The following is a 6,648-nucleotide window of genomic DNA, read 5'->3' on the forward strand; positions in this document are numbered from 1 at the left end:
GGCATCATGCGCTTTACAGATGTTTTTATAAAACGTCCAGTTTTAGCGGTATCGATCAGCTTTTTGATTGCATTGCTTGGTTTGCAAGCGGTGTTCAAAATGCAAGTTCGTGAGTACCCTGAAATGACGAATACGGTGGTCACCGTGACCACCAGTTACTACGGTGCAAGTGCCAACTTGATCCAAGGCTTTATTACTCAGCCATTGGAGCAAGCGGTGGCGCAAGCCGATAATATTGATTACATGACTTCGCAATCGGTACTAGGTAAATCAACCATTACTGTCAACATGAAGTTGAATACTGACCCGAATGCAGCATTGGCTGATATCTTAGCGAAAACGAACTCAGTACGTTCTCAGCTTCCAAAAGAAGCCGAAGATCCAACCGTAACCATGTCGACAGGTTCGACAACGGCGGTACTGTACATCGGCTTTACGAGTGACGAGTTATCTTCAAGCCAGATCACTGACTACCTTGAGCGTGTAATCAACCCGCAGTTGTTCACTGTAAACGGTGTGTCCAAAGTTGACCTGTATGGTGGTATGAAGTACGCACTGCGCGTATGGTTAGATCCTGCCAAAATGGGCGCTTTGAAGTTGACCGCTACGGATGTCATGAGCGTTCTTAACGCCAACAACTACCAATCTGCGACCGGTCAAGCGACAGGTGAGTTCGTGCTTTATAACGGTAGCGCAGATACTCAGGTGTCAAACGTTGCTGAACTTGAAGCACTGGTCGTGAAAACTGGTGAAGGGGATGTCATCCGCCTAGGTGATATCGCTAAAGTAACGCTCGAGAAGAGTCACGACGTTTACCGCGCAAGTGCTAATGGTCAAGAAGCTGTGGTTGCGGCGATCAACGCGGCACCAAGCGCTAACCCAATCAACATTGCAGCAGACGTACTTGAGCTGTTGCCTCAGCTTGAGCGCAACCTACCAAGTAACATCAAAATGAACGTAATGTACGACTCTACGATTGCGATCAACGAGTCAATTCACGAAGTAGTCAAAACGATTCTTGAAGCAGCAGTAATCGTACTTGTGGTTATCACACTGTTCCTAGGTTCATTCCGTGCGGTAATCATTCCTATCGTAACTATTCCACTTTCATTGATTGGTGTGGCAATGGTGATGCAGGCAATGGGTTTCTCTTGGAACTTGATGACGCTACTGGCGATGGTGCTTGCAATCGGTCTGGTGGTGGATGACGCGATCGTTGTACTAGAAAACGTTGACCGTCACATCAAAGAAGGGGAATCACCATTCCGAGCTGCAATCATTGGTACACGTGAAATTGCGGTTCCAGTTATCGCGATGACATTGACGCTAGGTGCAGTGTACGCGCCGATCGCATTGATGGGCGGTATCACCGGTTCATTGTTCAAAGAGTTCGCTTTGACACTGGCAGGTTCAGTATTCGTATCCGGCATCATCGCTTTGACACTCTCACCAATGATGTGTTCAAAGATGCTGAAGGCGAACGAGAAGCCGAGCAAGTTTGAGCAAAAAGTTCACCATGTACTTGATGGCATGACTAATCGCTACGCAAGCATGTTAAAAGCAATAATGGCTAGCCGACCAGTGGTGATCGTGTTTGCGATAATTGTATTCGCAAGTTTACCAGTCCTATTCAAGTTTATTCCTAGCGAGCTAGCTCCATCTGAAGATAAAGGTGTTGTAGTACTCATAGGGACCGCACCATCAAATTCGAACTTGGACTACATCCAAAACACCATGGATGATGTGAATAAGATTCTCTCTGATCAACCAGAAGTGGAATACGCTCAGGTATTTAACGGTGTACCGGATTCTAATCAAGCGTTTGGTTTAGCTACACTCAAACCATGGGGCGAACGAGAAGCGAGCCAAGCAGAAATCAAACAGCGTGTTGGTGGGCTTGTTTCGAGCATTCCGGGAATGTCTATTGCTGCCTACGAAATGCCGGAGCTACCAGGTGCTGGTTCAGGCCTTCCTGTACAGTTCGTAATTACAACGCCAAACAACTTTGAAAGTTTGTTTACCGTTGCAAATGACATTCTGTCGGAAGTAGCAAGCAGTCCAATGTTTGTCTATTCCGATCTGGATCTGAAATATGATTCTGCAACGATGAAGATCAAGATCGATAAAGACAAAGCAGGTGCCTACGGTGTGACTATGCAAGACATTGGTATCACCCTCAGCACCATGATGGCAGATGGTTATGTAAACCGTATCGACCTAAATGGCCGCTCTTATGAGGTAATTCCTCAGGTTGAGCGTAAATGGCGTCTAAACCCAGAATCGATGAAGAACTACTATGTACGCTCTGTGGATGGTAAAGCGGTTCCATTAGGTAGTCTGATTACCATTGATGTGGTGGCTGAGCCTCGCTCTTTGCCACACTTCAACCAGCTAAACTCAGCAACTGTGGGTGCTGTTACAGGCCCTGGTGTTTCGATGGGGGATGCAGTTAATTGGTTTGAAAATATTGCACAAACCAAACTGCCTGCAGGGTATAACCATGATTACATGGGCGAATCTCGTCAGTTTGTAACGGAAGGTAGTGCCTTGTATGCAACCTTTGGTCTTGCACTTGCGATCATCTTCCTCGTTCTGGCGATTCAATTTGAATCACTCCGCGATCCTATTGTCATCATGGTATCTGTACCTCTGGCAATCTGTGGTGCCTTGATCGCATTGGCCTGGGGTACAGCCTCGATGAACATCTACTCGCAGGTTGGTTTGATCACGCTGGTCGGCCTAATAACCAAGCACGGTATCTTGATCTGTGAAGTCGCCAAAGAAGAGCAGTTACATAATAAACGGTCTCGTATTGATGCGGTGATGGAAGCTGCGAAAGTGCGTCTTCGCCCTATCCTAATGACCACTGCAGCGATGATCGCAGGTTTGATCCCGCTGATGTACGCAACAGGTGCAGGTGCCGCGCAACGTTTCAGTATCGGTATCGTCATCGTTGCTGGCCTTGCAATCGGTACACTGTTCACACTATTCGTACTACCTGTGATTTACAGCTACCTAGCTGAAAAACACAAACCTCTGCCAGTATTTGTTGAAGACAAAGACTTGGAGAAGTTAGCGCGAGTTGACGAAGCGAAAGCAGCTCATCGTGAATTAGCGGATAACAGATAAGCTATTAAGGCATTCAAAAAGGTCACTTCGGTGGCCTTTTTTATTGCCGCTCTCTTTTTTGCCATCTAAGTGGCGACTTTCACGTATCATTTACTTAAAATGAGGACAAATCAAAAGGAGTTTTAGCCACTATGTTTGACCCAAAGAAATTAGAGCAAATTGCTAAACAGATTCACGACTCAATGCCTCAACCTGTAAAAGAATTGGGCTCTGATGTCGATCAGAAAGTTCGTCAAGTAATCCAAGGCCAGCTAAACAAGCTAGATGTTGTAAGTCGCGAAGAGTTTGATGTTCAAACTCAAGTTTTACTACGTACACGTCAAAAGCTAACAGAAATGGAACAGAAGTTGGCGCAACTTGAAGAAAAGCTTGCTGAAAAATAAGTATCAAAGCGCTCCTCACAAAGGAGCGTTTTTCTTATCGGCGCGCAGATAAATCGGCTAAAAACAAAAAGGCTTGGTCAACGGCGACCAAGCCTTTTGATTAGATGTTGTGTTTTATTTTGTATTTATCACTCCAGTCTGCCTGGAGTTTATCTACTGCGTTACTTGAGACTAAGTAAATTACGCAGTATTAAGGCTTCATTTCTAGGAGAAGGCGCGGACTTTACGATAGTAAACGAGCACCTTCGACACCAAAATGGAACCTTAAGGCCAGTAATTTAGCCGCCCACCGCGATACGCTTCATATCAGTCATGTAACCACGTAGCTCTTCACCGATGTACTCTACAGGGTGATTGCGGATTGTTTCATTCACAGCGATAAGAGTCGCGTTATCTACTTGGTTAGACGTTTCACCTAAACCTTTACCAATTACGTCAGTATTTACGGCTGGCATAAACTTCTCACGTAGAAGCGGCGTTGCTACGTTAGCGAACAGGTAGTTACCGTATTCCGCAGTGTCTGAGATAACCACGTTCATCTCGTATAAACGCTTACGTGCGATAGTGTTTGCGATAAGTGGCAGCTCGTGTAGAGACTCGTAGTAAGCAGACTCATCGATGATGCCAGATGCCGTCATCGCTTCGAATGCTAGCTCAACACCCGCACGAACCATAGCAACCATCAAGATACCGTTATCGAAGTACTCTTGCTCAGAGATTTCTACGTCAGTTTCTGGGTAGTTTTCGAAAGCAGTTTCACCTGTTTCTGCACGCCAGCCTAGTAGATTTGCATCGTCGTTTGCCCAGTCAGCCATCATAGTGCTAGAGAAGTGACCGGTGATGATGTCATCCATGTGCTTGTTGTATAGCGGACGCATCAGTTCTTTTAGCTCTTCAGAAAGCTCAAATGCTTTCACTTTTGCAGGGTTAGTTAGGCGATCCATCATGTGAGTGATACCACCAAACTTCAGTGCTTCAGTGATGGTTTCCCAACCGTATTGAAGAAGCTTACCAGCGTAGCCAGGATCGATACCATCAGCAATCATCTTCTCGTAACATACGATAGAGCCAGCCTGTAGCATGCCACAAAGGATAGTTTGCTCACCCATTAGGTCAGATTTCACCTCAGCAACAAAAGAAGACTCTAGACAGCCTGCACGGTGACCACCTGTTGCTGCAGCCCAAGCTTTCGCGATATCCCAACCTTCACCTTTTGGGTCGTTCTCTGGGTGAACAGCGATAAGAGTCGGTACACCGAAACCGCGCTTGTATTCTTCACGAACTTCCGTACCTGGACATTTAGGTGCAACCATTACTACCGTTAGGTCTTTACGGATTTGCATGCCTTCTTCAACAACGTTGAAACCGTGAGAGTAACCTAGTGCTGCGCCTTCTTTCATTAACGGCATTACCGTCTCAACAACGTTTGTGTGCTGCTTATCTGGAGTAAGGTTTACTACTAGATCAGCTTGTGGAATTAGCGTTTCGTAGCTACCTACCTCAAAACCGTTGTCTTTTGCGTTTTTGAATGACTGGCGTTGCTCATCAATCGCGGCTTGGCGAAGCGCATAAGCAACGTCTAGACCAGAGTCGCGCATGTTCAGACCTTGGTTAAGACCTTGAGCACCACAACCTACAATGACTACTTTCTTACCTTTCAGATAATCCGCTTCTGAAGCGAACTCACTGCGGTCCATAAAACGACAACGACCTAATTGGTCCAACTGCTCGCGCAAGTTTAGGGTATTGAAATAATTAGCCATCTGGGTGCTCCTTTGAGATTCTTCCATTGAGGTCAGTAATTGCCTTACCGAATAACTTCATACTAAAACAGACATGAGATTGCTTAAAGTGATATATTCACAATTAGTTATTGCAATTTATGCAACATGGAAATGAAAATTTAATGAATATCAAAAGCCTGCAACTTTTCATTCATCTCTGTGAGAGTAAGAGTTTCGCCAAGACCGCAGCGGCAATGCATATTAGCCCTTCAGCCTTAAGCCGACAGATACAAAAATTAGAGGAGGAAACCAGCCAACAATTGTTTTTACGCGACAACCGTAGCGTTGATTTAACTATCCAAGGTAAAAAGCTAGTCCCAGTTGCCTTAAAGATTCTTGGCGAATGGCAGCAGTATCAGAGTCACCTGAAGGGAACCGAGGATGAATTGAAAGGAGAAATCCGTCTCTTTTGTTCTGTTACTGCAAGCTACAGCCATCTTCCGGAGCTAATCTCTGACTTTCGTATTCAGAACCCTTTCATTGAGTTCAAACTATCAACCGGCGATCCAGCTCAAGCGATCGACAAAATACTAGCAGATGAAGCCGATATTGCCATATCAGCCAAGTCAGAACAGATGCCAAATAAAATCGCATTTGAAACGATCAGTGAAATCCCACTTTCTGTCATCGTACCTGTTGGGGTTAGTGCGTTTGCTGAAGAGCTACAAAAAGAAAAACCAGACTGGTCGGTCATTCCATTCATACTCCCAGAAGCAGGAACGGCAAGAGACAGGGCCAATACTTGGCTCAAACAAATGAAAATAAAGCCAAAGATCTACGCACAAACCTCCGGACATGAAGCCATCGTAAGTATGGTTGCATTGGGGTGTGGAGTAGGTATCGCACCTGATGTTGTAATCAACAACAGTCCGGTAAGAGAAAAGATAAATCGTTTAAAAGTCTTACCAATTAAACCTTTTAAACTTGGTGTTTGCTGCAACAAAACTCAGTTGGAAAATCCGCTTGTTAAAGCCTTTTGGAAGGTTGCAGAGAGCAAATATATCGCACCGTAAATGAGCACTTTTTAGGTATAAAGTGAGCTAATTTTAAAACGCTATAGATGCAAAAAAGCCCGCTCTTTCGAGCGGGCTTCTTAAATTTAAAGCCTGGCGATGTCCTACTCTCACATGGGGAAGCCCCACACTACCATCGGCGCTATTTCGTTTCACTTCTGAGTTCGGCATGGAAATCAGGTGGGTCCAAAACGCTATGGTCGCCAAGCAAATTCTTTAATCTGGAAAGCTGTTTTTTAATTCTCGTTTTTACACATTCAATGTTCTTTCATTGAGTCCATCAAAACCCCTTGGGTGTTGTATGGTTAAGCCTCACGGGCAATTAGTACAGGTTAGCTC

General features: G+C 45.1%; 4 protein-coding genes and 1 rRNA gene. 3 read left to right on the top strand and 2 right to left on the bottom strand.

Annotated features, from left to right (window positions below):
• The first annotated feature begins 6 nt into the window (after nt 1–6).
• Nucleotides 7–3,129, top strand: a complete 3,123-nt coding sequence (gene vmeD, locus R7M92_RS20640) for a multidrug efflux RND transporter permease subunit VmeD (protein WP_104975727.1) — start codon at nt 7–9, stop codon at nt 3,127–3,129.
• Nucleotides 3,130–3,260: 131 nt separating this feature from the next.
• Nucleotides 3,261–3,512, top strand: a complete 252-nt coding sequence (ubiK, locus tag R7M92_RS20645; RefSeq protein ID WP_005379099.1) for a ubiquinone biosynthesis accessory factor UbiK — start codon at nt 3,261–3,263, stop codon at nt 3,510–3,512.
• 278 nt (nt 3,513–3,790) lie between these two features.
• On the opposite strand, the gene ilvC is transcribed toward ubiK, so the two are convergent.
• A complete protein-coding gene (gene ilvC, locus R7M92_RS20650; protein ID WP_005379098.1) occupies nt 3,791–5,275 on the bottom strand; it encodes a ketol-acid reductoisomerase in 1,485 nt (494 codons plus the stop codon).
• Between the two features lie 143 nt (nt 5,276–5,418).
• Here ilvC and ilvY point away from each other — a divergent pair, with 143 nt between their 5' ends.
• Complete coding sequence (gene ilvY / locus R7M92_RS20655) at nt 5,419–6,309, top strand: HTH-type transcriptional activator IlvY (RefSeq protein WP_005379097.1); 891 nt, start codon at nt 5,419–5,421, stop codon at nt 6,307–6,309.
• 91 nt (nt 6,310–6,400) lie between these two features.
• On the opposite strand, the gene rrf is transcribed toward ilvY, so the two are convergent.
• Nucleotides 6,401–6,517 (bottom strand): 5S ribosomal RNA (gene rrf / locus R7M92_RS20660).
• Nucleotides 6,518–6,648 lie beyond the last annotated feature (131 nt).

The sequence above is a fragment of the Vibrio sp. Vb2880 genome (genome assembly GCF_033337975.1).
Taxonomy (GTDB): Bacteria; Pseudomonadota; Gammaproteobacteria; order Enterobacterales; family Vibrionaceae; genus Vibrio; species Vibrio alginolyticus.

Coding starts and splice junctions, on each gene's coding strand:
- vmeD (WP_104975727.1), top strand. CDS start 7: ATGCGCTTTACAGATGTTTTTATAAAACGTCCAGTTTTAGCGGTATCG.
- ubiK (WP_005379099.1), top strand. CDS start 3,261: ATGTTTGACCCAAAGAAATTAGAGCAAATTGCTAAACAGATTCACGAC.
- ilvC (WP_005379098.1), bottom strand. CDS start 5,275: ATGGCTAATTATTTCAATACCCTAAACTTGCGCGAGCAGTTGGACCAA.
- ilvY (WP_005379097.1), top strand. CDS start 5,419: ATGAATATCAAAAGCCTGCAACTTTTCATTCATCTCTGTGAGAGTAAG.